Raw genomic sequence first — 25,871 nt, forward strand, 5'->3', positions numbered from 1 at the left:
GGAACAAAAACCTCATGCACATTTTGATCACGGCGAATGCCGCCTGGAACATCTGGAATTTCCGCCGCCCTGTGGTCGCGGCGCTGATTGCTGACGGGCATCGCGTCACGGTGCTGGCCCCGCCGGACGACGCGGTGGCGCTGCTGCGCGACATCGGCTGCCGCTTCCTGCCATTCGCGATGGATGTGAAAGGGCTGAACCCGCTGGAGGGTCTGACACTGCAGCGGCGGTTCAAACGGGTTTTCGCCGAAGAACAGCCTGATGTCGTGCTCAGCTACACGATCAAGAACAACATCTTCGGCGCAAGGGCTGCGCGCGCAACGGGTGTGCCGTTTGTGCCGAATGTCACCGGGCTGGGAACGGCATTTCTATCGGGCAGGGTCCTGCAGATGGTGACCGAACAGCTTTATCGTCGGTCCTTTGATGCCTTGCCGGTCGTGTTTTTTCAGAATGAAGACGACCGCGATCTGTTCGTGACCCGCAAATTGCTGCGTGTGGATCAGGCGCGCCTGTTGCCCGGTTCGGGTATCGACCTTGATCATTTTGCGCCTTTTGCATACCCACTGCAGGACACCCCGCCGGTATTCCTGATGATTGCCCGCCTCTTGCGCGACAAAGGCGTGATCGAATTCGTGGACGCAGCGCGCCAGATCAAAACCCGCCATCCGGCTGCGCGGTTTCAGTTGCTGGGCGCCGCCGGATCGGAAAACCGCAGCGCCATTGATCTGGCAACCGTGCAGGGCTGGGTGGCAGCGGGCCTTGTGGAATATCTTGGCACGACGGATGATGTGCGTCCTGCCATTGCCGCGGCCTCCTGCGTGGTTCTTCCCTCTTACAGGGAAGGTGCGCCGCGCACGCTGATCGAAGCCGCCGCCATGGCCCGCCCGGTGATCACCACCGATGTGCCCGGCTGTCGCGCCGTGGTGGAACGGGACGTTTCCGGCCTGCTCTGCGATGTCCGCAGCGCAGACAGCCTTGCCGCGGCGATGACGCGGTTTCTGGCGATGCCGGCTGTCGCGCAACAGGCGATGGGGCTGGCGGGCCGGGCCATGATTGCGCGCGACTATGATCAGGCCATCGTGGTGCGTGCCTATCGTGATGCAATCGCGCGCCTGACCGAAGGCGCAGCGTCGCGCAACCTGCGCAGCGATTGACGGGCTGGTGATGCGACCGTTACAGGCTTGGTTAGAAAATTCACGTAAAAGGCGAAGACCCCTTCATGGACATTGAACACACCTCTCTCCTGGGCCTTTTGATCCTGACACCGCGTCGCTTTGGCGATCATCGTGGGTTCTTCTCCGAAAGCTGGAACCGGCAGCGGATGATGGAGGCGGGGATCGATATCGATTTCGTGCAGGACAATCATTCGGTATCGCAACAGGCTGGCACCTTGCGGGGGCTGCATTTTCAGACCCCGCCGCATGCACAGGCAAAGCTGGTGCGGTGCGGGCGCGGCGCGCTTTATGATGTCGCTGTCGATATCCGGCACGGCAGCCCGACCTATGGGCAATGGGCGGGGGTGGATCTGAGCTTTGAAAATGGCAGACAATTGCTGATCCCGGCCGGTTTCCTGCATGGCTTTGTCACCCGCGAACCGGATACCGAGATTGTGTATAAATGTTCCGATTACTACGCCCCGGATTGCGATGCCGCCGTGCGGTTCGACGATCCCGCGATCGGGATCGACTGGGGGCTGTCCGGCGCGCCGATCCTGTCGGACAAGGACGCGACAGCGCCGCATCTGGCAGATCTGCCGGCATATTTCACGTGGAAGGGTTAAGCAGATGAAACTTCTGATCACCGGCGGCTGCGGCTTTATCGGATCAGCCGTGGTACGGTTGGCCATCGCGCGCGGTCATAGCGTCGTTAATCTTGATGCGCTGACCTATGCGGCTTGCCCCGACAATGTCGCCGAAGCCGCGCAAAGCCCGCGCTACAGCTTTGAACATGCCGATATCCGGGATCGCAAGGCGTTGGACCGGATATTCGCCCGGCACCAACCCGATGCGGTGATGCATCTGGCCGCGGAAAGCCATGTGGACCGGTCTATTGACGGGCCGGGCACCTTTATCGAAACCAACATCACCGGCACCTATCATATGCTGGAAGCGGCGCGCGCCTATTGGGCGGCGCAGGGCAAGCCTGATACCTTTCGGTTCCACCACATTTCAACAGATGAAGTGTTCGGCTCGCTCGGTGCCACCGGGCAGTTCACCGAAGATACGCCCTATGGTCCGCGCAGCCCCTATTCGGCGTCCAAGGCCGCCAGTGACCATCTGGTGCGTGCCTGGGGTGAAACCTATGGCCTGCCGGTGGTGCTGAGCAATTGTTCCAACAATTACGGTCCGTTCCATTTCCCTGAAAAGCTGGTGCCGGTGATCATCCTGAACGCCCTGGCAGGCAAGCCGCTGCCGATCTACGGCGACGGATCGAACGTGCGTGACTGGCTTTATGTCGAAGATCACGCCGACGCCTTGCTGCTGGTGCTGGAAAAGGCTCCGCTTGGCCGCAGCTATAACATCGGTGGCGAAAATGAGCGCAGCAATCTGCAACTGGTGCATACGATCTGTACCATTCTGGATGAAAAACGCCCACGCAGTACAGGGTCCTATGCTGATCTGATCACCTTTGTGACGGATCGGCCCGGCCATGACGCGCGTTATGCCATCGACCCGACGCGCATCCGCGAGGAACTGGGCTGGCGGCCCTCAGTCACGATAGAAGAGGGGCTGGCGCGCACCGTCGATTGGTTCCTTGCCAACGAAAACTGGTGGCGCGCCCTGCAAAACCGTGCCGGTGTCGGCGAACGGCTGGGTGTGACAGCATGACCCTGCTGGTCTTCGGGCGCACGGGGCAGGTGTCCATGGAACTGTCGCGCTGCGCGCCGGATGCGATTTTTCTGGGACGTGAGGCGGCTGATCTGACCGACCCAGCGGCCTGCGCCGCCGCGATCCGCGAATATGCGCCCACCGCCGTGATCAATGCCGCTGCCTATACCGCCGTCGACCGGGCCGAGGCGGAAGAGGCGACAGCGACGCGCATCAACGCCGACGCACCCGCCGCCATGGCGCAGACCTGCGCGGCGCTTGGCATCCCGCTGGTACATATCTCGACCGACTACGTCTTTGACGGCAGCGGGACAGCCCCCCGACAACCGGGCGATCCTGCCGCCCCGGTCAACGCCTATGGCAGGTCAAAACTGGCGGGCGAACGCGCGATCCAGCAGGCAGGCGGGACCTATGCGATCCTGCGCACGTCATGGGTCGTCTCGGCACATGGCGCGAACTTCATACGCACCATGCTGCGCCTGTCAGAAACCCGCGATGCGCTGAACATCGTCGATGACCAGATCGGCGGGCCGACCTGTGCTGCCGATATCGCAACTGCCTGCCTTGCCATCGCGGAACAACTGATTGCCGATCCGGGCAAGACGGGCATCTATCATTTCGCAGGCGCGCCCGATGTCAGCTGGAAAGATTTTGCCAGCGCGATCTTTGCCGCCGCTGGACGCGACGTGGCCGTCACCGGCATCCCGACCAGCGATTACCCGACACCGGCGCAACGGCCCCTGAATTCGCGGCTGGATTGCGGCGCGACAGGGGCGGTTTTCGGCCTTGCGCGGCCAGACTGGCGCGCCGGGCTGCATGACATATTGACGGAACTTGGAAAGGGTCGCACATGACCAATCGTAAAGGTATCATTCTGGCTGGTGGCTCTGGCACGCGGCTTTATCCGGTCACGATCGGCGTGTCGAAACAGCTTTTGCCGGTCTATGACAAACCGATGATCTATTATCCGCTGTCCGCGTTGATGCTCGCCGGTATCCGCGAAATCGCAGTGATCACGACGCCCGAGGATTCCGATCAGTTCCGCCGCGTGCTAGGGGACGGCAGCCAGTGGGGCATCCAGCTGACCTACATCACCCAACCCAGCCCGGATGGCCTGGCGCAGGCTTATACGCTGGCGGCAGATTTCCTGGATGGTGCCGGATCGCTGATGGTGCTTGGCGACAACATTTTCTTTGGTCACGGTCTGCCCGAAATGCTGGCCCGCGCCATGACGCGCGACAGCGGGGGGACCGTCTTTGGCTACCGGGTCGCAGACCCCGAACGCTATGGCGTGGTGGATTTTGATAGCAACGGCAAAGTGCGCGGCATCATCGAGAAACCCAACAACCCACCTTCGCATTTCGCTGTCACCGGGCTTTATTGCCTTGACGGCACCGCCTCGGAAAAGGCGGCGCGCGTCAAACCGTCAGCAAGGGGTGAGATGGAAATCACGACGCTGCTGGAAATGTATCTCGCAGAAGGCACGCTGACGGTTGAGACGATGGGCCGTGGCTATGCCTGGCTTGATACCGGCACCCATGCCAGCCTGCTGGACGCGGGCAATTTCGTGCGCACCCTCGAAACCCGGCAAGGCCTGCAAACCGGCAGCCCGGATGAGATTGCCTTTGCCAAAGGCTGGATCGACAAAGAGGCGTTGCGCGTGCGGGCAAAACGGTTCGGCAAGAACGAATATGGCGCCTATCTGGAAGGGCTGATCGACTGAGGCTCCCCACTAGCGGCAGACGGTAGATCAACCTGCGCGCATGCCCTGATGTGGGACGCCGCGATAGATCATCCGCGGTGAAGAAGCACCGGCAACACCTGTTCCAGCCCCGGCCAGCCCGAGGGGCACCAGCCCAGCGCCCGCAACCTGTCGCAACGCATGACGCTGACCGGGGTATCGCTGGGGGCGGGCGGGGCATGGGGGGTCCCGGTGATTTCGGCAACGCGCGCCAGCAGATCGTGCCGGTCAAGCAAGATGTCAGAGGCGTTGAACGCGCCACCGTCGGTGCAGGTCAGCAAAAGACGCACCGCGCGGGCAAGGTCCGCGCCATGCAATTCGGTGCCCCTGCGCGGGTCTATTTGCCGCCCGGCCAGAAAATCCGCAAAAAGGCTGGACCATTTGTGGTCGCCACCGGGACCATATATTCCCGTGGCGCGCACCGAGGCCGCGCTGAAGGCCGCGTCCTGCATGGCATCCAACGCCTGTTCGGCCTGCCATTTGATATTTCCATAAAGGCTGGTCGGCCTGGGTGGCATATCTTCGGTCAACGTGGTGCCGGGCGCATAGCCATCATAAACGGCGCGGGAACTGAGAAAGATCACCCGCGACACGCTCGCGTCCTTGGCCGCATTGAACAGGACGATGGACCCCTCAAGGTTTGCGCGGATGAATCCGGCGGGATCGTCGCCTTCGCCGCCGCGATAGCGCCCTGGCGCATGCTGAAATGCGCAATGCACCAGCGCGTCACAGCCTTGCAGCAGGGGACAATCGCCCAGGCTATATTGCGGGCGCGACAGCGACAGGACGTCATCACCCGCAGCAATGGCTTCGGCGACGATGAACCGACCGACACGCCCGGTGCCGCCAGTGACCGCGATTTTCATCGCGGCGCGGGAAGGCGGGCAGGGTCGGGCACTGGCCCGTCGCCGGCATAGGCTTGCCACAAATCAATGAGCACGCGCAGGCGGTCTGCCTTGTCATGATCCTGCCACGGCTTTTCATATTGGAAATGCAGCACATGGATATCGGGCCAGTGCCACAGCTCAGGCAGGTTGAACCAGACATATTGCAGCATATTCATGAAGACAGGCAGCCCGTGCCAGTCGGGAAAGAATTCCTGCAGGAACGTCTGATCCGTGCGCCGCCAGAAAGCATCGGGCCGGTCAAGCCGCACCAGCATCGCGTCAAAGGTCGCGGGATCAGGCCGGGCGGTGAAAACGCCCGAATTCAGGCGCTGAAAATCCCCAAGCCCTTCATAGACATTCGGCGCAGCACAGAATTCCGGATAAGCGAAAAGCCTGTCGATATTCTTCAACACCAGCGTATCTGCATCAAGAAATATCACCCTGTCGTATGGCAATTGCCACAGCCGCAATTTGGCGAAATTATCAAGCGGCGTGTGAAACGCAGGTTTCGTGCCCTTCGTGAAAGGCGCGGCGCTGTGCAGGGTCCGGCGCGCGTGGCGGTCGTTGAATGCCGCCGATGTTGGCAGCAGGTCCATAGGATGCAGCTTTGCGCCCAATGCCACAAGCGGCGCAAGATCACCCTGCGCCACGCCGCCGGTATGCATGACGATCCTGTCGGCACGCGTGCCCGACAGGTTCAGCGACCGCAGCAGCGCTTTGGCACCCAGCGCGAAATCAGCATTGGTGACCAGCGTCACATAGGCATCAGCGGTCATGAAACGGATTTCAACCGCTTCTTTTCGGGATCGTTTTCGACCTTGGCGGCAAGTTCCTTAGTCCAGCCGCTGACCGCCGGAACGCGGGTCCGGTCCACGCGATGCTGGAACTTCTTCGCGATCTCGACCACTTCGTCCAGCAGACCGTCTGCCAATGTCGTCGGTTCCAGCCCAAGGGCCAGGAACTGGTCATTCTGCACGATCAGGTCATTTTCGGCGGCTTCCTTGCGCGGATTGGGCAGCCAGGCAATCTCGGCCCCGGTCAGACCCGCGACCATTTCGGCCAGATCGCGGACGCGGTGGGTTTCGGTCATCTGGTTGAATATCCTGACCCGGTCACCCGCCTTGGGCGCATCGGACAAAGCCAGTTCAATACAGCGCACGGAATCCTTGATATGGATGAACGCCCGCGTCTGCCCGCCACTGCCATGCACGGTCAGGGGATAGCCGATGGCCGCCTGAATCAGGAAACGGTTCAGCACTGTCCCGAAATCTCCGTCATAATCGAAACGGTTGATCAATTGCGGATGGCGCTGCGTCTGCGCGGTATGCGTGCCCCAGACGATCCCCTGATGCAGGTCGGTGATCCGCAACCCGTCATTCTGGGCGTAAAACTGGAACATGATCTGATCCAGCGATTTGGTCATGTGATAGACCGACCCGGGCCGTGTCGGATACAGGATTTCCTGTGCCTTCTTGCCCGCAGGCGTGTCTATCTCGACATCCAGATACCCTTCGGGGATCGGCGCGCCGACGCTGGAATAGCCATAGACACCCATCGTGCCCAGATGCACCAGATGCGCGTCAAGGCCGGTTTCCACCATTGCCGTCAACAGGTTATGCGTCGCGTTGACGTTGTTGTTGACGGTATAGACCTTGTGGCGGTCGGATTTCATCGAATAGGGTGCTGCGCGCTGTTCGGCGAAATGGATGATCGCATCGGGGCGTTCCGTTTCCAGCCATTGGCGCAAGCGCTGGTATTCACCGGCGATATCGAGAAGGTGAAAATGCAGGGTCCGACCGGTTTCCTGTTTCCAGATCCGGCAACGTTCCTGAATGCTGTCCATCGGCGTCAGCGATTGCACGCCTAGTTCGGTATCGATCCAGCGGCGTGACAGGTTGTCGATAATATGGACCTCATGTCCGGCCTGCGACAGGTGCAGCGTGGTCGGCCAGCCGCAAAAACCGTCTCCCCCAAGAACCGCTATCTTCATCAAAACATTCCTTTTATCCGGCGCTCTAATCGCAGTGCATTCGCGTCATAGCGTATCGCCGTGCCGCGTCTATGTCATACTAAAGTTTTGTGTCAGTCGCGATGCGCAGGCATCAGCTCAACGCCGATGGCGGACCTGGCCCCAAATCCGTGGTTTCGCATGATGCTGCCGGCTCGCGGACGCTTGATGACATAATCCCGTTACATTCCGGCGCTAGCCGCGCAGGCGGTGCGGCTGCCAGAACCTGACCGAAGGGGGCATGATGATTGACCTGAACGATCTGCGTCTGTTTGTGGCCATCGTCGAACATCAGGGCATCCTGAAAGCCGGGCGCGCGCTGAACCTGCCGAAATCGACAATCAGCCGCCGCCTTGCCGGGCTGGAAGCGCAGCTCAAGACCCGGCTGATCATCCGCAGTGGCGAGGCGTTTACCCTGACGCCCGCGGGGCAGGAGGCCTATGATCTGGGTCAACGCATGGTGCAGGCCGCGCGTGATGCCGAAGACCGTCTGCTGCGGGCAAAGCGCGAAATCGCAGGGCAGGTGGTGCTGTCGGTGACATCGTTGATCGCCGCGCGACTGCCGGCCTATCTGGCGCGGTTGATGGCACCGCATCCGGAGCTTTCCTTTACGCTGGACGTGTCCGAACGCGACCCCGACCCGGTCGGCGATGCCAGCGATCTTTTGCTGCGCGCGCATAGCTGGACATTGCGCGACACCGCCCTGATCCAGCGGCGGATCTGCCGCAATCCGCTGATCCTTGTCGCTGCAGCCGGATATCTGGATCATTGCGACACGCCCGCCACCCTCGCGGATCTGGCGGCACATGACCTGCTTGTCTACGGGGTGGATGCGCGTCCTGAAACCTGTCTGCTGTCAGACGCAGCAGGGCAGGGCGCGCCGTTGCCGCGCGCGCCGCGCCTGATCACTGCCTATACGGATGTGCTGACGCAGGCGGCTTTGGACGGCACAGGTCTGGCGCTGATGCCGGAATTCGCCGCGCGTGCCGCGCTGGCGACCGGGGCCTTGCGCCGCATCCTGCCCGATTGGACAGGTCCCGCAGTTGCCATGACGCTGTTGACACCGTCGCGGCAGACCATGAATGCGACGCTGCGCTATTGTGCCGATCAGATCGCGACGCAGGTGAAATCCGATTTTCTGTCGTGGGGCCAAAGGGTTCCGAAACAGGAACCGTCTGTTCCGGAATTGCCGCCGGGCGCTGTTACAAAACTGACGCATGGGCGGCTTAGCCCAAGGGTGCGCCCGGGGTCACAAGGCCCTGTGCCATCCAGTAACAGTACCGAAAGTGACATGCCCATGACCCCTTTCCAGACAATTCTCGGCACGGCTGCCGTGACCTCTGCCACCGTTCTTGGTCTGCCCGTTGCGGCCCAGGATGCCGCAGGGCCGCTCGTGCTTTATACCAATGATTTCGAAGGCGCGATCACCGACCGTTTCGAGGCCGACACCGGCCGCGAGGTGGATGTCGTGCAGATGTCGGGTGGTGAAATCCTTGCCCGCATCGCCGCCGAAGCCAACAACCCGCAATGGGATGTGCTGATCTTCAACGGATCTTACACCTTTCACATGCTCGACCAGCAAGAGGCGCTGTTGCGCGGGGTGGAGCCTGCCAATCTCGATAACCTCAACGACATCGGCCAGACCTATCTGCCGGAAAACCGGTCATGGTTCCCTATTGGCCTCGCCGCGTCCTGCGTCATGCTTTACCGCACCGATCTGGTCGAGACCCCGCCAACCAGCTTTGCCGATCTGGCCGATCCGCGTTTCAACGGGCAATTCGGCATGGCCGATCCGGCGGTCGCGGCCCCGGCCTATCCCTGCGTTGCGCAGTTTTTTGAAGACCTGGGGGATGCAGGCGCGCGCGATCTGTTCACCAGCTTCTTTGAAAACGGGATGCGGGTGTTCCGCACCAATGGGCCGACGGGTGCGGCACTCGCCTCGGGCGATATCTCGCTGGCGCTGATCACCTCGCAGGTGGCCTATACGGTGATGGCCGATGGTGAAGTGCCGGTCAGCGTCGTCTGGCCAGAGGATGGCGCACCGGGCGTGGTCCGCGGTGCAGGCATCAGCGCCAGTACGACCCGGCCAGAGGCGGCAAAGGCGTTCATCGACTGGCTGCTGGAACCCGCAACGCAAAGCCATCTGGCCGCTGCGATTCCGTCAGACGGCAAGTTCGAACCGACCGTCACAGGGGCCGTGCGCCGCCCCGATGGCCCGCCAGAGGGGCAGCGTTACCTTGTCGCCTCGGATGCTTTTGCGGTCGCACATGAAGCCGAGATCAAGACCTGGTTCGCCGATCAGGCGCTGAACTGACGCCCCAATCACAGGCTTTGCAGGGATGGGCGGGCGACCGGCCATCCTACCCATTCGCTTTTCGCAGGATCCTGACATGACCGTAGCATCTGCCGCCCTGACCGGCGCAAACCGTCGCCCGCGCCGCCGCCTGTTGGCCGAGGATTGGCTGGGCATCGCTGTCGTTCTGGTGCTGATCATTCTGGTGCTCGCCCCGATGGCGGCCGTCCTGTTGCAGGCGTTCATACCCGGTGCATTTTCCGGGCAGAGCCGCAGCATCGGCTTTGGCGGCCTGCTGGAGATCCTTGAGCGTCCGCTGTGGCGGCGCGCGCTGTGGAATTCGCTGTTTCTGGCCAGTATCGCCGCCGTGATCGGCGGGCTGATGGGCAGCGGACTGGCGATCCTGCGGCATAACTCACGCCTTGCCCTTGGTCCGGCGCTGGATATCGCCGCCTGGGCGATCATTATCCTGCCGTCCTTCATCCTTGCACAGGGCTGGATTCTGTTTGCCAGCCGCGGCGGTCTGGCGAACCAATGGTTCGGGCTGGGGTTCGTCCCCGATCTGGTGTTCAACCCCTGGGGCCTTGCCATAGTGATGAGCCTGAAATCCTTTCCCTTTGCCTATCTGACGGTGTCTGCCGCGCTGCAATGGCGGATGGATGATTACGCCCATGCCGCGCGGCTGAACGGGGCAGGGCCGTTGCGTGTATTATGGACCGTGCGCCTGCCGATGCTGTTGCCTGCGGTGCTGTCGGGGGCCTTGCTGATCTTTATCGATGTGCTGGGCGATTTCGGCCTGCCTGCGGCGCTGGCCACGACCTACCGTTTTCCCACACTGACCTATGCGATCTATGTCGCGATCAACCAATCGCCGATCCGGTTCGATCTGGCTGGTGTGATGGCATTCTACGTCACAGCGATCATGCTGCTGGCGGTGATGGCCTATTTCCGGGTTTTGCGCAGGCGGCGCTATGACTTTTTGGGGGCGAGGGCGAAACTGGCCCCGATGGCCGCGCGCAATACGGCGATCCTGCCCAACGGGATCGCGCTGGCAGCCCTGATGCTGGCGCTGATCATTCCGATCGGGGCCAGCGTGATCGTGTCCTTCACCGACCGGATTTCCCAAGGGATCGGCTGGGGCAATCTGACTCTGCGCCATTACGTCTATGTGCTGGACACCGGCGGTGCGTTTCTGTCGGCGCTGCGCAGTTCAACGGCGATTGCCGCGCAGGCCGCTGTCGGATCGGGGATCATCGCGGCAGCGGCGGCCTATGTGATGACCTTTTCGGGGTTCCGGCTGAACCGGCTGATCGATCTGACCTGCACGCTCAGCCTGGCTGTGCCGGGGGTGGTGCTGGGGATCGGCTATATCTTCATCTGGAATGCACCGCTGATGGACCGGGCGGGGCTGTCGCTTTATGGCCATCCGTTCATTCTGGTGCTGGCAGGGATCGCCGGGGCCGTGCCGATTGCGGTGCGCGTTCTGCTGGGGGCCATGGCGCAGGTGCCCGCGACGATGCTGCAGGCAGCGGCCCTGCAAGGCGCGGGGCTGGGGCGCCGGATCGCCACGATTGTGGTGCCGCTGATCGCGGCGGCATTGGTTTCGGCGACGCTGACCGCCTTTGGTGCGGCGATGTTCGATCTGGCGATCAATGCCATCCTGCGCCCGCCCCGGCTTGACGTGCTGCCGGTCTATGTCAACCGCGCGTTCGAACAGGGTGCTTTCGGCGCTGCCACCGCCGCGACCCTGCTGGCAGGCGGGCTGACCGTGGCGATTATCGCGTGCATCAGTGCGGCGGCACGTTTCGCCCTGCGTCGCCTGATCCAGACCCAAGACTCGAAAGGAACGACAGATGCTGACACTTGACGGGCTGGCCCGCACATTCAACGGGCAGAAAGTGCTGAAGGATGTTTCACTGAACGTCCCACAGGGGCAGGTCGCCTGTATCGTCGGCCCCTCGGGCTGTGGCAAATCGACGATCCTGCGGTTGGTCGCGGGGCTGGATCTGCCCGATGCGGGACGGGTCGTGCTGGCCGGTATGGAATTATCAGGCCCCGGCTGGGCGCTGGAGGCGCGCAAGCGGCGGCTGAACATGGTGTTTCAGGATTACGCGCTCTGGCCGCATATGCGGGTGGCGCAGATCGTGGGCTACGGTCTGACGCATCTGACCCGCGCCGAACGCGACGCGCGGGTCGCGGCATTGCTTGATCAGATGCAGATTGCGGCGCTGGCGGACCGGCTGCCGTCGCAGATTTCGGGTGGACAACAACAACGGGTGGCGATTGCCCGCGCATTGGCGACCGATCCTGATCTGTTGCTGCTGGACGAACCCTTGTCGAACCTTGATGTGCAATTGCGACTAGATATGCGGATGGAATTCGCCGATCTGTTCGCGCGTGTCGGCAAGACCGTGCTTTACGTCACCCATGACCCGCTGGAGGCCTGTTCCTTCGCCGATCTTCTGGTGGTGATGCGCATGGGCGAGATCGAACAATCCGGCCCGCCGCAGGATTTGTTCGCGCGGCCCCGGTCTGCTTGGATCGCGACACTGGCGGGTTATGACACACGGATGCCGGGGCGGCTGTTACCCTCGTCCGATCCGGCGGACATCATCGTGGCGGTCGCGGGCCAGCCGGTGATACTGCCGCGTTCGGCACTGGCGGGCGCTGCGCAACCGGGCGACAGGGTCAATGTGATGCTGCATCCGGGCAGTATCACCTTGGGCAAAGCCCAGGGCGCGCGGGCTGAAAACCGCCTGACCGGCCATGTGCGCCGTTGCCTGTTCGAAGGGCGCGACTGGCGCGTCACACTTGACCTTGGGACGGCAGGCGAGGCGACGCTGGCGCTGATGTCACCGCAAAGACTGGCCGAGGGCGCGCAGGTCGATATCTGGTTCCCCCGCGATGCGGCAGTGATTTTCGCGCATGACTGACCGATCCATGCAAGGCGCCCGGCCCCTGACGGCATCCGCGTTCCGCCCGCTTCATTTGGCCGATCATCCCGATGCGCTGGGTGCCGTGGGCCTGCCCGTCGCGGATCACCTGCTGCGCCGGGGGCTGTTGCAGGATGCGCAACGGCTGAGTCTGCGGCCCGGCGATCCGACCGCCCGGCTGGAAGATATCCGGCAGGACTTGTTTCAGCAGCGCTGGATCGAACCGCCGCGCGATGAACAGATGCCCGTGACCATCGGCCCGAAAGGCGCGGAACTGGCGCGGCTGGACCGTTCCGCGCTGCGCATCCTCGGGTTCTGGGCGCAGAAGGTGCATATCAACGGGTTGGTGACTGACGTTACCGGCAAACCGCAGGTCTGGGTTTCCAGACGGTCGCGGCAGGCGCTATCAAATCCGGGACGATGGGATACGCTGATCGCAGGCGGGCGCGCCGCGGGGCAGTCCCTTGCGCAGACAGCGCAGAAAGAAGGATGGGAAGAAGCCGGGATCACATCCGCCGAGATGAAGCAGTTGCAGCCAATCGGCGAAATGGCGGTGCAATACGTCTCTGATCGTGGCTTTCACCAAGAGCTTCTGGTCATCTATGACCTGTTCCTGCCCGCATCATTCAGCGCGATCTGCCATGATGGCGAGATCGAGGAAAGCCGGCTTCTGCCGTTTGACACGCTTGTGGCACGGCTAGGCGACCCGCAAGGCTTCAAATTCAGCTCTTACCTTGTGTTGACCGACCTCGTGACACGGTTGCAAGGAGGAGGTTAATCAGGCGATTGCCTGAATGTTATTGGCACAGCAATAAGGCGCTTTTTGCATTACGCCCAATCCGTCAGACCGAACCCCATTTCGCCTCATTCGCTTCGATCGCGGCGATGCGTTGCGGGGTCTTGGGGTGGCTCATCATCCAGGCGGGGGTCGCGGCACCATGCGCGCCGGTCAGCTTTTCCAGCTTGGTGAACATGGACTTCTGCGGGCCGGTGCCGATCCCCGCCTTGACCAGCAGGGCCGAGGCATAGGCATCCGCCTCGAATTCATCATCGCGTGACAGGCGCGCGGCGATCAGGCTGATCAATCCGGTCGCGATCCAAGGGCCGATGCCGGGCAGGAAGCGGTTGAAGATCATCGCGAGTGCGGTGCGCATCGCATTCTGCGCGGAAAAATCGATCATCCGGCGGCGCGAATGGCCCAGTGCGACATGACCCAACTCATGCGCGATCACGCTGGCCATTTCCTCTGACGTGACCTGGCCTGCGCGGTATTTGTTGAAAAAGCCGCGTGTGATAAATATCCGCCCGTCGGGGGCGGCAAGGCCGTTGACCTGCGGAATTTCATAGATATGCACGCGGATCCGGTCGATGCCCAGCGCCGTGGCCATCCGGTCCATCAACACTTTCAGGATCGGATCGGCCAGTTCTGTCGATTTCTCGTCCAGCTCGCGCGACGTGCGCCAGACCGAGAAACGGAACATCGCATAGCCGTAAAGGATCGCCAATATGATCGGAAGAAATCTCATCATGTTATCGATATGGGGCGCGCGCCCTGTATTGCCAATGGCCTGCTTTGTCGCGCCCGTCTTCTTTTCTCCAAAAATACTCCCGGCGCGGAGCGCACAGATACTTTTCTACCGCACCAACGCCTTCATGCCACGATTGATCCCCGCCAGTGTCATCGGCACCATGCGGTCGGCGCCGATGATGTCGCGGATCATGCCGATGGATTGCGTATAGCGCCACTGATCTTGCGGCACCGGATTGATCCAGAGAACATCGCGCCAGTGATCGCGCGCGCGCGACAGCCAGATTGCCCCGGATTCAGCGTTCATATGTTCACTGGCACCGCCGGGATAGGCAATCTCGTAAGGTGACATGCTGGCGTCGCCCACGAAGATGCATTTGTAATCAGGCCCATAGCGATGGATCACGTCCCATGTCGCGGTCTGCGCGTCCCAGCGGCGGCGGTTGTCTTTCCATACACCTTCGTAAAGGCAATTGTGAAAATAGAAATGCTGGAAATGTTTGAATTCCGATGTTGCGGCGCTGAACAATTCCTCCACCACCTTGACATAGGGGTCCATGGAACCGCCGATATCGAGGAACAGCAGAACCTTGACCGCGTTGCGCCGTTCGGGCCGCGTCTGCACGTCAAGATAGCCATGTTCCGCGGTCGCCCGGATCGTGCCGGCAAGGTCGAGTTCATCCGCCGCCCCGTCACGCGCCCAGCGGCGCAGCCGTTTCAGCGCGACTTTGATATTGCGGGTGCCAAGCGCGACATTATCGTCCAGATTGCGGAATTCGCGTTTGTCCCAGACTTTGACCGCGCGCTGGTGGCGGCTTTCGTTCTGGCCGATCCGCACGCCTTCGGGATTATAGCCATAGGCGCCAAAGGGCGAGGTGCCCGCCGTGCCGATCCATTTCGATCCGCCCTGATGACGGCCTTTTTGTTCGGCCAGCCTATCTTTGAGCGTTTCCATCAACTGGTCGAACCCACCAAGGGCCGCGATTTCGGCCTTCTCCGCCTCTGACAGGTGCTTTTCGGCCAGTTTTTCCAGCCAACCTGCGGGGATATCGACGGCGTTCAGCACGGCCTCGGGCGGGATATCCTGCAGCCCGGCGAAACTGGCGGCAAAGGCGCGGTCGAAACGGTCCAGATGCGCCTCGTTCTTGACCATGATCGTGCGCGACAGGTAATAGAACGCATCCACGTCATAGGTCGCAAGACCCGCCTTGATCCCTTCCAGAAACGACAGAAATTCGCGCAAGGATACCGGCACCCCGGCCCTGCGCAGATTGTCGAAGAAGGGTAGGAACATCAGGTCATGCTGCGTTCGATGGCAATCAGTAGGAACAGGCCCAGAATGCCGAAGATGATGGCAAAGGCGGCACCCCATTGCAGCAGATCAAAAAGATTGCCGCCGCGTGATTTTGCGCGCCATGCGCCCAGGGCTGCCCCGAACAAAAGTCCTGCAAGTGGATAGATCATTGGCTGTTCTCTCTAGCTGCGTGGCTGCGTCAGGCTGGCGATTTCATTCAGCCTTGCGACCACTTCTTCCCGGCTGCCAAAGCCGTATAGCCCCCATCCCAGACTGTCCAGCCGCAGCGCCATGGCGGCATCGGACTGGCCCTGCAGGTCAAGCGCTTCGGCACGGAACATCATCAGCAGGGTCAGCAGGGCCGCGTTTTCGTGCCGCCTTGCGACATCAATTGCGGGTCCGGTCAGGGCCAGCACGGTCTGCGCATCCTGCGCGATCAGCGCGAAGGCCGCCAGTTGCACATCGACATGGGCGGCATGAATCCGCATGTTCGCATCGTTGCGATAGGCGCGCGCGGCGGCATTGAACGCGCCCAGCGCAAGGTTGGGATCGGCGCTGATATGCAGCCTGCCAAAAGCATATTGCGCAAAACCGGTGCGTGCCCCGGTCCAGCCTTGTGCCTGCCCGATGGCGATGGCGCGCGCGGCCTCTGACCGGCGGACAGGCGCAGGGCCACCGCTGAGCGCGGTTTCCATCGCTGTCACCCAGTCGCGCGGGGTCTGGATCGGGGTTTGCCCGCCGGGCCGTTCGCCTGCGGGGTTCAGCCGGGACAGGATGCGGGGCACCAGCGCCATCACCTCGGCCTGTGACATGCCGCTGCGCAATTCGGGCGCATAGGTCACGCGCAGGATCAGCATGTCGAACGGTGTCAGCACCGCATGCATGTTGTCGTCGTTGAACACCGAATCCGGCAGCCGGTACAGATCATTGAGCGGGCCAAGCGCCTGTGCCAGTTCTTCGTGCAGGCAATCGCGCATTTCCTGCGGTGTCGCGTCTTCGGGCATGAAAACCGCGGCGCGTTCGCGGGTTTGCAGCGTGGTCCAGTCAATCGCGCCCGATGTGCCGCCGCGACGCAATTCGCCCCAGGTACGCAGCCGTGGCACGACAAAACAGGCAGCCCCCGGTGCGACCTGCCGCAACTGGCGCGCCGGGACCAGCTCGATCGCGATATTGGCGTCAGAGCCTGATGTGCTGCGGATATCGATCCCGGCCTCGGCGCGCAGACGGGCCAGTAAACCTTCCAGGTCGCTGGTCAGATGCGCCGGGGCGGGACCGTTGAACCGCACGGTGATGGGCGTCTCAAAGCGGGTGAATGTCGGCAGGATGCGCCCGCTTTCCATCCGGAAAGACAGATCGGCGAAATCCCGCGCGATTTCGGAATTGGGGCGCAGGCTGCCACCGGGGTTGCCCGCGGCAAAGCTGCGCATGGGGGGGAATTCCAGCAGGATCGCGCCGTCATCCGGGGCCATCGGGCCGGCGGGGGGCAAAGGCGCGCAGGCGGCCAGCAACAGGCCGACTGCGACAATCATATATTTCATGGCTTTCCCGGTCGTTGTTGCCCCAATGCGATCATAGCGCCGCGTTGCGCCATGGCCAGTCACGTCGCTGTGCGGCGACGTCACCTTTGGCCACGCGCCATGAAGGCGAGCCGTTCAAACAGATGCACATCCTGTTCATTCTTCAGCAAGGCACCATGCAGCCGGGGCAGGGCGCTGGCCCCGTCGCGGCGCAGATCCTCGGCGGTCAGATCTTCGGCAAGCAGCAGTTTCAGCCAGTCCAGCACTTCGGAGGTGGAGGGTTTCTTCTTCAGCCCCGCGGTTTCGCGGATGTCGTAGAATTGCGTCAGCGCGGTGGTCAGCAGCGCATCCTTGATGCCCGGATGATGCACCGCGACGATCCGGCGCAATGTGTCAATATCGGGAAAGCGGATGTAATGGAAAAAGCACCGCCGCAGGAACGCGTCGGGCAGTTCCTTTTCGTTGTTCGAGGTGATGATCACGATGGGCCGGTGGATCGCCCTGACCGTTTCGCCGGTTTCATAGACGTGGAATTCCATCCGGTCGAGTTCCTGCAACAGATCATTGGGAAATTCGATATCGGCCTTGTCCACCTCGTCGATCAACAGAACCACCCTGCCACCCGCACCAAAGGCCTGCCACAGCTTTCCCTTGCGGATGTAATTGCCCACGTCATCGACGCGCGGATCGCCCAATTGGCTGTCGCGCAACCGGCTGACCGCGTCATATTCATACAGGCCCTGCTGCGCCTTGGTGGTGGATTTGATATGCCATTCGATCATCGGCAGGCCCAATGCGGCGCTGACCTGACGCGCCAGTTCGGTCTTTCCCGTGCCCGGTTCGCCCTTGACCAGCAGCGGGCGTTGCAGCGTCACGGCGGCATTGACCGCCATCTTGAGATCGTCTGTCGCAATATACCTGTCGGTGCCTGAAAAATGCATCTGTTAACCTTTTGTTTTGGTGTCAGGCTATCATGTCTGCGCCGATCAGCAACACCGCGTTCAGGCGCAATTGGGGGGGTGACACGGGCGGGGCAAAGGGGTAAACGGCGCATCAAATGAGGTGGGTCGCCGCAATTTTCCGACCACACCCAAAGGTGCCAGCCAAGGGAATTATGATGAAAGCCGAAAGTTTTCTGTCTAACGATTACCGTCCCGCCGATGACGAACCTTTCATGAACGAACGTCAGACCGAATATTTCCGTCGCAAGCTGTTGGACTGGAAGGCCGAAATTCTTGAAGACAGCCGCGACACTGTTGCCGGCATGAAAGACCAGACCCGCAATATCCCCGACGTGGCGGATCGCGCCTCTGAGGAAACCGACCGTGGCTTGGAATTGCGCACCCGCGACCGACAGCGCAAACTGGTCAGCAAGATCGACGCCGCCCTGCGCCGCATCGAAGAAGGCGAATATGGCTATTGCGAGATCACGGGTGAGCCGATTTCGCTGAAACGTCTAGATGCCCGCCCCATTGCTACGATGAGCCTTGAGGCACAGGAACGCCACGAACGCCGCGAAAAAGTTCACCGCGACGATTGATGTGGGCGCGAACGCATCCCGCAGCGTCGCCATTATCGGCGGCGGGATCGGCGGGCTGAGCGCGGCTTTGGCCTTTGCCCGGACCGGCGCGGATGTCACCGTTTACGAACAGGCCGCCGCGATCACCGAGGTCGGGGCAGGCCTGCAGATCACCCCGAATGGCGCGCGGGCTTTGAACGCGCTTGGTCTGGAAAGCGTATTGGACGCAGCGGGCCTGCCTGCCGTAGCGGTGATCCCCAGCGATGCGCTGACCGGGCGCATGATTGCACGGTTCGACCTGACCCGCCAACATCCTGTTTACCGGTTTCTCCACCGCGCTGATCTGATTGGCCTGCTGGCACGGGCTTGCGCCGAACATGGCGTGCAGATCGTGCTGAATGCGCGGATCGCGGCGGTGGCGGCGGATGGGTCTTTTGATGCCGGGGCAGGCCGGGTTTCACCCAGCCTGACGGTGGGGGCCGATGGTTTGCATTCGGTGCTGCGCCCGGTGCTGAACGGGGCGGATGCGCCGTTTTTCACCGGGCAGGTGGCGTGGCGCGCGATGATCCCCGCCGATCCGTCCGATCCGGTGGCACGAATATGGATGGCACCGGGGCGGCATGTCGTGACCTATCCGTTGCCCGGCAAAAGGCTGAACATCGTCGCGGTGCAGGAACGCGAGACTTGGGCCGCCGAAGGCTGGCACCACGCCGATGATCCTGCCAATCTCCGCGCGGCCTTTGCCGATTGCGCGCCGGTGCTGCGCGATATGCTGGCGCAGGTTGAGACCACAAAGCTCTGGGGTCTGTTCCGCCATCCGGTGGCGGACCACTGGCACGGTGCGCAAACCGCGATCCTTGGCGATGCCGCGCATCCGACGCTGCCGTTTCTGGCGCAGGGGGCCAACCTGGCGATCGAGGATGCCTATGTGCTGGCAATGACCTGCGACAAAGCCGACGACCTTGGCACTGCCTTGCAAGCCTATCAATCCGCCCGCCGCCCTCGCGTGGCGCGCGCCATCGCTGCCGCCAATGCCAATGCGCGCAATTACCATTTATCGGGGCTGCAACGCATGATCGCTCATACCGGCCTCAAAACGCTCGGCAAACTCGCCCCTGACGCCTTCATCAACCGGCTTGGCTGGCTATACGATCACGACGTCACAGCTTCATTTGTTTAAAAATATCCCCGCCGGAGGCCACAAGCCCCGTCAGGGGCGCAGTTCCACCCAGACCGGCACGTGATCGGACGGTTTATCGCGCCCACGCAGGTCTTTTTCGATCCAGCAATCGGCCAGTAAATCCGCCGCCTGCGGGGTCAGCAGATGGTGGTCGATGCGAATACCATTGTTCTTTTCCCAAGCCCCCGCCTGATAATCCCAGAAGGAATAATGGCCCGGCCCCGTTTCGCGCGCACGGAACGCCTCGGTAAACCCCAGGTGCAGGATACGGCGAAAGGCGGCACGGCTGTCGGGCCGGAACAGGGCGTCCTCGCGCCATGCCTCCGGCTTTGCGGCATCCATCGCCTGCGGGATGATGTTATAATCGCCCGCCATGATCGCCGGTTGTTCATCCGCCAGCAGCGCGCGGGCCCGCGCCAGCAGCCGGTCCATCCATGCCAGTTTATAGTCGAATTTCGGCCCCGGCGCCGGGTTGCCGTTGGGCAGATACAACCCGCAGACCCGCACCGCCACATCACCCACGACAGTCGCCTCGATCCAGCGGGACTGTTCATCGGTATCGTCGCCGGGCAGGCCGCGGGTCACATCCTCCAAGGGCAGTTTCGACAGGATTGCCACGCCGTTGAACCCCTTTTGCCCATGGGTGGCGACGTTATAGCCCAGATCCTCGATCAACTGCCGGGGGAAACCATCATCGACGGATTTGATTTCCTGCAGGATCGCGACATCGGGCTGCGTATCTGTCAGCCACGTGGTCAGCGTTTCAATCCGCGCTTTCACGCCGTTGATGTTGAATGTCGCGATCTTCATTACATCGAAAACGATGTGCCGCAGCCGCAGGAAGACGCAGCATTGGGGTTGTTGATCACGAAACGTGCGCCGATCAGTTCTTCGGTAAAATCGATGGTCGCATCAGCGAGGAAGGGCAGGGAAATCGGGTCAACCACTACGGTTTCGCCACCCTCCGACAGGACAAGGTCATCGCCCTTCACCTCGTCCAGGTCGATTTCATATTGAAAACCGGAACATCCGCCGCCTTCCACTGCGATGCGCAGCGCCTTGCCTTGCGCGCTGGCGCCGATTTCGGCGAGGCGTTCAAAGGCGCGGGGGGTGACTTTGGGGGGGATTGTCAGCATTGCGGCACCTATCGGTTTGTTCATCCTTCCCATATAAGGGCGGCAGGCAACAGCGACAACAGGCAAACAAATGACAGCCCCCTATGCGACCGACCCCGCCAATCCGCGCGGGCGGCTATACCCCGAAGAAGAAAGCACTTTTCGTTCACCGTTCCAGCGTGACCGCGACCGGATTATTCATGCCTCGGCCTTTCGGCGGCTCAAGCACAAGACGCAGGTGTTTATCGAGCATGAAGGCGATTATTTCCGCACGCGGCTGACGCACTCGATCGAGGTGGCGCAAGTGGCGCGCACGATTGCAGCAACTTTGGGCCTGAACGTCGAACTGACCGAGGCTGTGGCACTGGCGCATGATCTGGGCCACACCCCGTTCGGCCATACCGGGGAGGAGGCGCTGGATGCGCTGATGCAGCCCTATGGCGGGTTTGATCACAATGCGCAGGCGCTGCGGATCGTCACCGATCTGGAACGGCATTATGCCGAATGGGACGGGTTGAACCTGACATGGGAAACGCTGGAAGGCATCGCCAAACACAACGGGCCGGTTGTGGGCGATATCCCCTACGCTTTGGCCGCCTATAACGCGCGCCACGATCTGGAACTGCACACCCATGCCAGTGCCGAGGCGCAGGTCGCCGCATTATCAGACGATATTGCCTATAATAACCACGACTTGCATGACGGACTTCGCGCAGAGCTTTTCAGCACCGATGATCTGGCGGAACTGCCGATCCTGCGCGATTGTTTCGCCCGGGTCGATGCGAAATACCCCGGCCTGAATTACTACCGCCGCCGGCACGAGGCGTTGCGCCGGTTCTTTGGCGTGCTGGTCGAGGATGTGATCGCCGTCAGCCGCCGCAATCTGGCTGATCTGAACCCCGCCACGGTGCATGATATCCGCCATGCCGGGCGGATGGTGATCCAGTTTTCGCCTGATCTTTGGACCGACCTGAAAGTGATCCGGCAATTCCTGTTTGAACGCATGTACCGCGCCCCTGCGGTGGTGGAGATGCGGGTCGTGGTCACGAAAATGGTCAATGAATTGTTCCCGTTTTTCCTGCAAAATCCCAGTGAATTGCCGAAACAATGGCGCAAGGATGTGGCCGATGCGGCGGATCAGACAGCGCTGGCGCGGATCGTAGCGGATTATATCGCAGGCATGACCGACCGTTTCGCCATTCAGGAACATACCCGCCTGATTGGCGGGGAAACGATCCCGCCCGGCGTGATCGACGGGAATTGACGCGGGCGGCGGGGGTGATACACCCGTCAAATCACAATTGGACCAAAGAATATGAACCTTTTCGCCGATATGCGGGGCCGCGTGCTGGCCTGTCTTGACCAGATGGTTGCCGAGGGCGCGCTGCCGCCCGATCTGAACATGGATGCCGTCGCGGTGGAACCACCGCGCGATGCCGCCCATGGCGATATGGCGACCAATGCCGCGATGGTGCTGGCCAAACCCGCGGGCAAGAACCCGCGCGCGATTGCCGATGCCTTGGCGGTGAAACTCGCCGGTGATGATCTGGTCGCCAGTGCCGATGTCGCCGGGCCGGGGTTTCTGAACATGCGTCTAGTGCCTGCGGCGTGGCAGGGGATCGTGAAAGCTGCCTTGGGTGATGCCACATTTGGCCGCTCCACCTTGGGGCAGGGGCAGCGGATGATGGTGGAATATGTCTCTGCCAACCCCACCGGGCCCTTGCATGTCGGCCATACGCGCGGTGCCGTGTTCGGCGATGCGCTGGCAAGCCTGCTGGATTACGCCGGTTACGACGTCACCCGCGAATATTACATCAATGACGGCGGCGCGCAGGTCGATGTGCTCGCCCGGTCGGTCTATCTGCGTTATGTCGAGGCGCATGATCTGAGCGTGGACTGGCCCGAAGGGTCCTATCCCGGTGATTATCTGATCCCCGTGGGCGAGGCGTTGAAAGACAAGGTCGGTGATGCCTTTCTTGATAAGGGCGAACAATTCTGGCTGGAAGAGGTCCGTGAATTCGCGACCGATGCGATGATGGCGCTGATCCGGGAAGATCTGGCGCAACTGAACATCAAAATGGATAATTTCTATTCCGAAAAATCATTGTACGGCAGTGGCTTGATCGAGAAAGCGATTGCAGAACTTGATGCCAAGGGGCTGATCTATCAAGGCGTGCTGGAACCACCGAAAGGCAAGGTGCCCGAAGATTGGGAGCCGCGCGAACAAACCTTGTTCCGGTCCACAGCACATGGCGATGACGTGGACCGGCCGGTGCAGAAATCCGACGGGGCCTGGACCTATTTCGCGCCGGATATCGCGTACCATTACGACAAGGTGCAGCGCGGTTTTGACACGTTGATCGACGTGTTTGGCGCCGATCACGGCGGCTATGTCAAACGGATGAAAGCGGCGGTGTCGGCCCTGTCGGACGGTAAAGTGCCGCTGGATATCAAGCTGACGCAATTGGTGAAGCTGTACAAGAATGGCGAGCCGTTCAAAATGTCGAAACGGGCAGGGACATTCATCACCCTGCGCGATGTGGTGGATGAGGTCGGACCGGATGTGACCCGATTCCACATGCTGACCCGCAAGAATGACGCGCCACTGGATTTTGATTTCGCCAAAGTGCTGGATCAGTCCAAGGATAACCCGGTTTTCTACGTCCAATATGCCCATGCGCGGGTCAATTCGGTGCTGCGCAAAGCGGCGGATGCCGGTGTGGCGGTGGATGATGCCACGCTGGCGGGCGTCGATCTGTCCGGCCTGACGCATGAATCCGAACTGGCCGTGGCGCGCAAGATCGCGGAATGGCCACGGTTGGTGGAAATTGCCGCCAAGGGGCATGAACCGCACAGGATCGCCTTCTATCTCTATGATCTGGCGTCGGATTTCCACGCGCTTTGGAACCGTGGCAATGACGATCCCAACCTGCGTTTCCTGCAGATTGGTGATTCTGATACAACACAAGCGAAAATTGCGCTGATCCGGGCTGTTGCGATTGTTATTTCGCACGGTTTGGGTATTCTTGGCGTCACACCGGCGGAAGAAATGCGTTAACGCGACCCCGCCGCATCGTGCAGTAAAACGACCCGAAAAGCCGCAAATGGCGATGGGCAGTGAGGCAGATATGGCAACTTACGAAGACGGGCAGGCCCCGCATTCCGGTAAAGCGCGCGCGCAAGGATTTGTGAATGTCCTTGGCGCGATCGTGTCCTTGTCGCTGATCATCGGTGTCGGGTACTGGGGCTACAAACTGATCGTGCGGGATGTCAGCGGCATCCCCGTGGTCCGCGCGATGGAAGGTGACATGCGTGTGTTGCCGGAAAATCCGGGCGGCGATGTCGCACGTCACGCGGGCCTGTCGGTCAATGAACTGGTCGCGCAAGGCTCTGCTGCCGGGCCAGAGGATCGTCTGGTCCTTGCCCCCCGCACCCAGGGCCTTTCGCCCGAGGATATGGCAGCCCCTGTCGCGAGCCTTGACCCCGAAACCATATTGTCATTGTCGCCAGAGGGCGCGCTGACGATGGAACCCGCCGAACCGCAGGGATCGACCGTGGATGATGTGCTGGCGATGGTTGCTGAAATCGCTGCTGCGGATGATCAGGCGCAGGTCGCGGCGATGGATATCGTGCCCGCATCGACCCCCGGCGTGGCGGTCTCCCTGCGCCCCATCGCGCGCCCCGCCGGTATCCGCGCCAGAGCGCCCGCCGTCGCCGCCCCCGCACCCACAGCGGCCCCAACTGCCCCGGCCGCCGAACTGGCGATCACCACGGCAAGCTTTTCCCCCGGCACCGATCTGGTGCAATTGGGGGCGTTTTCATCGGCGGCTTTGGCCGGCGAAGAATGGGACCGGCTAAAGGGTCGTTTCGGCGCGCTGATGAACGGGCGTGAACGCGTCATTCAGGTCAGCACCCAGACCAGCGGCACGTGGTACCGCCTGCGCGCCAGTGGTTTCACCGACCGCGATGATGCGCGCCGTTTCTGTGCCGCATTGCAGGCCGAAGGGGCCGAATGTATCGCGGTCGTGGTTGATTAAGTGACGCATCTTGCCGCGATTTTCGGGCCTGCGGGGCTGGCTGTCACCGCGTGGGAGCGTGATTTTTTCCGTGAAGCCGACCCTTTCGGGTTCATCCTTTTCGCCCGCAATATCGACAACCCCGATCAGCTACGCCGCCTGACCGGCGATCTGCGTGCGGCTGTGGGCCGTGACGCCCCCGTGCTGATCGATCAGGAAGGCGGGCGCGTCCAGCGGATGCGCGCGCCGCATTGGCGCGACTATCCGCCAGCGCTGGACCAGATGGCGCGCGCCCGCGATCCGTTGCGTGCACAATATCTGCGCTATGTCCTGATCGCGCATGAATTGCGCGCTGTGGGCATCGACGTGAATTGCGCGCCCTTGGCGGATATCGCCGAGGATGCGACGCATCCATTCCTACAAAACCGGTTATATGGTTATGATGTGCCGACAGTGGTCGCCGCCGCGCGCGCCTGTGCCGATGGCTTGCTGGCGGGTGGTGTTCTGCCGGTGCTGAAACATATCCCCGGCCATGGCCGCGCGCGGGCAGACAGCCATCTGTCCCTGCCGCGTGTCACGGCCTCGGTCGATGATCTTGCTGCGCATGATTTCGCGCCTTTCACCGCGCTGCATGATCTGCCGATGGGCATGACCGCGCATATCGTCTTTGAAGCGCTGGATGCAGACAACCCCGCCACCACATCGCCGGTGATGATGCAGGTCATTCGCGACCAGATCGGCTTTGACGGGCTGTTGATGACCGATGATCTGTCGATGCAGGCGTTGGCAGGCAGCATGGCCGACCGCGCCCGCGCCGCCATCGCCGCCGGGTGTGATCTGGTGCTGCATTGCAATGGCGACGCGGATGAGATGGGGCAGGTGGCACAGTCCACAGGGCCGATGTCCGCCGCCGCCGTGACCCGTGCCCATCGTGCGCTGTCGCTGCGCAAAACGCCCGGACCGATTGACATTGCAGCATTAGAGGCCGAATTTGACGCGCTACTGGCGTGAG

The 25,871-nt window shown here is 61.8% G+C and carries 25 protein-coding genes; 15 read left to right on the forward strand and 10 right to left on the reverse strand.

All coding sequences use genetic code 11. The annotated features are described in order from the left end of the window. The first annotated feature begins 14 nt into the window (after positions 1-14). The 5 genes from ACK4TM_RS03650 (at position 15) to rfbA (ending at position 4,551) form a co-directional block, all read left to right on the forward strand. Positions 15-1,154, forward strand: coding sequence for a glycosyltransferase family 4 protein (locus tag ACK4TM_RS03650; RefSeq protein ID WP_409696882.1), 1,140 nt, complete (start codon positions 15-17; stop codon positions 1,152-1,154). A 65-nt stretch (positions 1,155-1,219) separates the two neighbouring features. After that, a complete protein-coding gene (gene rfbC, locus ACK4TM_RS03655) occupies positions 1,220-1,780 on the forward strand; it encodes a dTDP-4-dehydrorhamnose 3,5-epimerase (protein WP_409696885.1) in 561 nt (186 codons plus the stop codon). Between the two features lie 4 nt (positions 1,781-1,784). Continuing rightward, a complete protein-coding gene (rfbB, locus tag ACK4TM_RS03660) occupies positions 1,785-2,828 on the forward strand; it encodes a dTDP-glucose 4,6-dehydratase (RefSeq protein WP_409696888.1) in 1,044 nt (347 codons plus the stop codon). Next, positions 2,825-3,682 carry a dTDP-4-dehydrorhamnose reductase gene (gene rfbD / locus ACK4TM_RS03665; protein ID WP_409696891.1) on the forward strand — a complete coding sequence of 286 codons (858 nt, stop codon included), beginning with the start codon at positions 2,825-2,827 and terminating at the stop codon, positions 3,680-3,682. The genes rfbB and rfbD overlap by 4 nt, the downstream gene beginning before the upstream one ends. Then, complete coding sequence (gene rfbA, locus ACK4TM_RS03670) at positions 3,679-4,551, forward strand: glucose-1-phosphate thymidylyltransferase RfbA (protein ID WP_409696894.1); 873 nt, start codon at positions 3,679-3,681, stop codon at positions 4,549-4,551. Before rfbD ends, rfbA begins: the two co-directional genes overlap by 4 nt. A 68-nt stretch (positions 4,552-4,619) precedes the next feature. On the opposite strand, the gene ACK4TM_RS03675 is transcribed toward rfbA, so the two are convergent. Genes ACK4TM_RS03675 through ACK4TM_RS03685 form a run of 3 tightly spaced genes read right to left on the reverse strand, consistent with a single transcriptional unit; the run spans position 4,620 to position 7,446 of the window. After that, positions 4,620-5,435 (reverse strand): NAD-dependent epimerase/dehydratase family protein, encoded by an 816-nt coding sequence (locus ACK4TM_RS03675; RefSeq protein WP_409696897.1) that lies wholly within the window; start codon positions 5,433-5,435, stop codon positions 4,620-4,622. After that, the gene (locus ACK4TM_RS03680) at positions 5,432-6,232 is read right to left on the reverse strand and encodes a glycosyltransferase (RefSeq protein ID WP_409696901.1); all 801 of its coding nucleotides are present in this window, start codon (positions 6,230-6,232) and stop codon (positions 5,432-5,434) included. Before ACK4TM_RS03680 ends, ACK4TM_RS03675 begins: the two co-directional genes overlap by 4 nt. Further along, positions 6,229-7,446, reverse strand: coding sequence for an NAD-dependent epimerase/dehydratase family protein (locus ACK4TM_RS03685; RefSeq protein WP_409696904.1), 1,218 nt, complete (start codon positions 7,444-7,446; stop codon positions 6,229-6,231). The genes ACK4TM_RS03680 and ACK4TM_RS03685 overlap by 4 nt, the downstream gene beginning before the upstream one ends. 262 nt (positions 7,447-7,708) lie before the next feature. Here ACK4TM_RS03685 and ACK4TM_RS03690 point away from each other — a divergent pair, with 262 nt between their 5' ends. From ACK4TM_RS03690 to ACK4TM_RS03705, 4 genes are all read left to right on the forward strand, one after another. Then, complete coding sequence (locus ACK4TM_RS03690; protein WP_409696907.1) at positions 7,709-9,778, forward strand: extracellular solute-binding protein; 2,070 nt, start codon at positions 7,709-7,711, stop codon at positions 9,776-9,778. Positions 9,779-9,854: 76 nt separating this feature from the next. Next, positions 9,855-11,624, forward strand: a complete 1,770-nt coding sequence (locus tag ACK4TM_RS03695) for an ABC transporter permease (RefSeq protein WP_409696910.1) — start codon at positions 9,855-9,857, stop codon at positions 11,622-11,624. After that, positions 11,611-12,690, forward strand: a complete 1,080-nt coding sequence (locus ACK4TM_RS03700; protein WP_409696913.1) for an ABC transporter ATP-binding protein — start codon at positions 11,611-11,613, stop codon at positions 12,688-12,690. Before ACK4TM_RS03695 ends, ACK4TM_RS03700 begins: the two co-directional genes overlap by 14 nt. Further along, on the forward strand, positions 12,683-13,468 hold the full coding sequence (locus ACK4TM_RS03705; RefSeq protein WP_409696916.1) for an NUDIX hydrolase: 786 nt from the start codon (positions 12,683-12,685) through the stop codon (positions 13,466-13,468). The genes ACK4TM_RS03700 and ACK4TM_RS03705 overlap by 8 nt, the downstream gene beginning before the upstream one ends. A 64-nt stretch (positions 13,469-13,532) precedes the next feature. Here the strand turns inward: ACK4TM_RS03705 and ACK4TM_RS03710 are convergent, their stop codons facing one another. The 5 genes from ACK4TM_RS03710 to ACK4TM_RS03730 all read right to left on the reverse strand — a co-directional run bounded on the left by ACK4TM_RS03710 (position 13,533) and on the right by ACK4TM_RS03730 (position 17,970). Beyond that, on the reverse strand, positions 13,533-14,219 hold the full coding sequence (locus ACK4TM_RS03710) for a M48 family metallopeptidase (protein WP_409696919.1): 687 nt from the start codon (positions 14,217-14,219) through the stop codon (positions 13,533-13,535). A 105-nt stretch (positions 14,220-14,324) separates the two neighbouring features. After that, positions 14,325-15,512: a vWA domain-containing protein gene (locus tag ACK4TM_RS03715; protein WP_409696922.1), complete on the reverse strand. Its 1,188-nt coding sequence runs from the start codon at positions 15,510-15,512 to the stop codon at positions 14,325-14,327. Then, entirely contained in the window at positions 15,512-15,682 is a 171-nt protein-coding gene (locus ACK4TM_RS03720; RefSeq protein ID WP_409696925.1) for a hypothetical protein, read from the reverse strand. The genes ACK4TM_RS03715 and ACK4TM_RS03720 overlap by 1 nt, the downstream gene beginning before the upstream one ends. A gap of 12 nt (positions 15,683-15,694) precedes the next feature. Beyond that, positions 15,695-17,050: a DUF2927 domain-containing protein gene (locus tag ACK4TM_RS03725; protein ID WP_409696927.1), complete on the reverse strand. Its 1,356-nt coding sequence runs from the start codon at positions 17,048-17,050 to the stop codon at positions 15,695-15,697. 80 nt (positions 17,051-17,130) lie between these two features. Beyond that, positions 17,131-17,970 (reverse strand): AAA family ATPase, encoded by an 840-nt coding sequence (locus ACK4TM_RS03730; protein ID WP_409696930.1) that lies wholly within the window; start codon positions 17,968-17,970, stop codon positions 17,131-17,133. Between the two features lie 176 nt (positions 17,971-18,146). Between ACK4TM_RS03730 and dksA the strand changes: the two genes are divergently transcribed. Both dksA and ACK4TM_RS03740 read left to right on the forward strand, forming a co-directional pair. After that, positions 18,147-18,569, forward strand: a complete 423-nt coding sequence (gene dksA / locus ACK4TM_RS03735) for an RNA polymerase-binding protein DksA (RefSeq protein ID WP_409696933.1) — start codon at positions 18,147-18,149, stop codon at positions 18,567-18,569. Between the two features lies 1 nt (position 18,570). Then, positions 18,571-19,728, forward strand: a complete 1,158-nt coding sequence (locus tag ACK4TM_RS03740; RefSeq protein ID WP_409696982.1) for an FAD-dependent monooxygenase — start codon at positions 18,571-18,573, stop codon at positions 19,726-19,728. Between the two features lie 30 nt (positions 19,729-19,758). Here the strand turns inward: ACK4TM_RS03740 and xth are convergent, their stop codons facing one another. Both xth and ACK4TM_RS03750 read right to left on the reverse strand, forming a co-directional pair. Continuing rightward, entirely contained in the window at positions 19,759-20,538 is a 780-nt protein-coding gene (xth, locus tag ACK4TM_RS03745; RefSeq protein ID WP_409696936.1) for an exodeoxyribonuclease III, read from the reverse strand. After that, positions 20,538-20,864, reverse strand: a complete 327-nt coding sequence (locus tag ACK4TM_RS03750) for a HesB/IscA family protein (protein ID WP_409696985.1) — start codon at positions 20,862-20,864, stop codon at positions 20,538-20,540. Before ACK4TM_RS03750 ends, xth begins: the two co-directional genes overlap by 1 nt. A 70-nt stretch (positions 20,865-20,934) precedes the next feature. Here ACK4TM_RS03750 and ACK4TM_RS03755 point away from each other — a divergent pair, with 70 nt between their 5' ends. From ACK4TM_RS03755 to nagZ, 4 genes are all read left to right on the forward strand, one after another. Next, the gene (locus tag ACK4TM_RS03755; protein ID WP_409696939.1) at positions 20,935-22,107 is read left to right on the forward strand and encodes a deoxyguanosinetriphosphate triphosphohydrolase; all 1,173 of its coding nucleotides are present in this window, start codon (positions 20,935-20,937) and stop codon (positions 22,105-22,107) included. A 51-nt stretch (positions 22,108-22,158) separates the two neighbouring features. Next, entirely contained in the window at positions 22,159-23,901 is a 1,743-nt protein-coding gene (gene argS, locus ACK4TM_RS03760) for an arginine--tRNA ligase (RefSeq protein WP_409696942.1), read from the forward strand. Between the two features lie 70 nt (positions 23,902-23,971). Next, positions 23,972-24,880, forward strand: coding sequence for an SPOR domain-containing protein (locus ACK4TM_RS03765; RefSeq protein WP_409696945.1), 909 nt, complete (start codon positions 23,972-23,974; stop codon positions 24,878-24,880). Next, on the forward strand, positions 24,881-25,870 hold the full coding sequence (gene nagZ, locus ACK4TM_RS03770; RefSeq protein ID WP_409696948.1) for a beta-N-acetylhexosaminidase: 990 nt from the start codon (positions 24,881-24,883) through the stop codon (positions 25,868-25,870). It abuts the gene before it with no gap. The last annotated feature ends 1 nt before the right edge of the window (position 25,871 follow it).

Source organism: Yoonia sp. (assembly GCF_046292185.1).
GTDB lineage: Bacteria > Pseudomonadota > Alphaproteobacteria > Rhodobacterales > Rhodobacteraceae > Yoonia.